We start from the raw sequence: 1,220 nt of genomic DNA, 5'->3' as shown, positions 1-1,220 counted from the left end.
CTAATGGGATGGTCCGCTCCGTCCCCTAACGGCATCGCAATGTGCCAGAATGGAGATATTCCATTACGAAGAAGGACGGAGCGAACTATGAGAGATAATAGCGAAGTATTTGAAATATCAGTAGTCGGGATTGATTTGGGCAAGAATACTTTTCACTTGCATGGAATAGATGCATCAGGGCATGTGATTCTGAAGAAGCAGGTGACACGGGCTGGTTTACTACGGTTGATGTCGCAGCTTCCATCTTGTCTTGTGGGCATGGAGGCATGCGGAGGTTCGCATGACTGGGCACGCAGAATATTGAAGATGGGCCATGATGTTCGATTGATGGGAGCTCAATTTGTAAAGCCGTATGTCAAATCAAACAAGAATGATTTTTCTGATGCGGCAGCGATCTGCGAAGCGGTGAGTCGCCCCAACATGCGCTTTGTTCCGATTAAGGGCATGGAGCAACAGGACGTACAGAGCATCCACAGGGCGAGAAGTCTGGCGGTATCTCACCGGACAGCGCAAGCGAACCAGATGCGTGGGCTACTGATGGAATATGGAATCGTTTTACCGCAAGGTATGGCAAGTCTGCGAGGCCGAATACCTGATATGCTCGCAGATGCCGATAACGATCTGACACCGATATTCCGGGAGTTGCTGTGCCAGTTAGCCGACGAAGTGCGACGACTGGATGAACGGATAGTCTGTTATGACAGACAGATTAGGCGATTGGCTGAGCAAAGCGATGCCTGCAAACGATTGATGTCGATACCTGGCATGGGCCCAATGTCTGCAACAGCTCTGGTAGCGGCGGTAGCCGATGCGAAAGCATTCGGTAATGGACGTGAGATGGCGGCATGGCTGGGGCTGGTTCCAAGGCAGCATTCCACAGGTGGTAAATCCAGGCTGCTCGGCATCAGCAAACGTGGAGATAGTTATTTGCGTAAACTATTGATTCAAGGCGCTCAATCAGCTCTCCGCGTTGCCTCCAAGAAACCGGATCGACTAAGCAAGTGGGTATGTGAACTGTCAGAAAGGCGAGGCCGGAATGTGGCAGCTGTAGCATTGGCGAACAAGAACATGCGTACGGCATGGGTGTTGCTGACTAAGCATGAGTGTTATCACCCTGCCATGGCATAAAAAGGTTTAAATGACTGCGAGGATAAGAAGATAGATGGCAACAAAGGCGGACAGCTACATTCCTGGGAACCTGATTCACACAAGGGCCAACA

1 protein-coding gene is annotated in these 1,220 nt (G+C 50.7%); it reads left to right on the top strand.

What is annotated here, in order from left to right; genetic code table 11:
- Nucleotides 1-87 precede the first annotated feature (87 nt).
- Nucleotides 88-1,128: an IS110 family RNA-guided transposase gene (locus tag MMIC_RS12375; RefSeq protein WP_072660774.1), complete on the top strand. Its 1,041-nt coding sequence runs from the start codon at nt 88-90 to the stop codon at nt 1,126-1,128.
- The last annotated feature ends 92 nt before the right edge of the window (nt 1,129-1,220 follow it).

Origin of the sequence: Mariprofundus micogutta, assembly GCF_001895085.1 — a bacterium.
GTDB lineage: Bacteria > Pseudomonadota > Zetaproteobacteria > Mariprofundales > Mariprofundaceae > Mariprofundus > Mariprofundus micogutta.
This window is presented reverse-complemented; position numbering and strand designations above follow the sequence as displayed.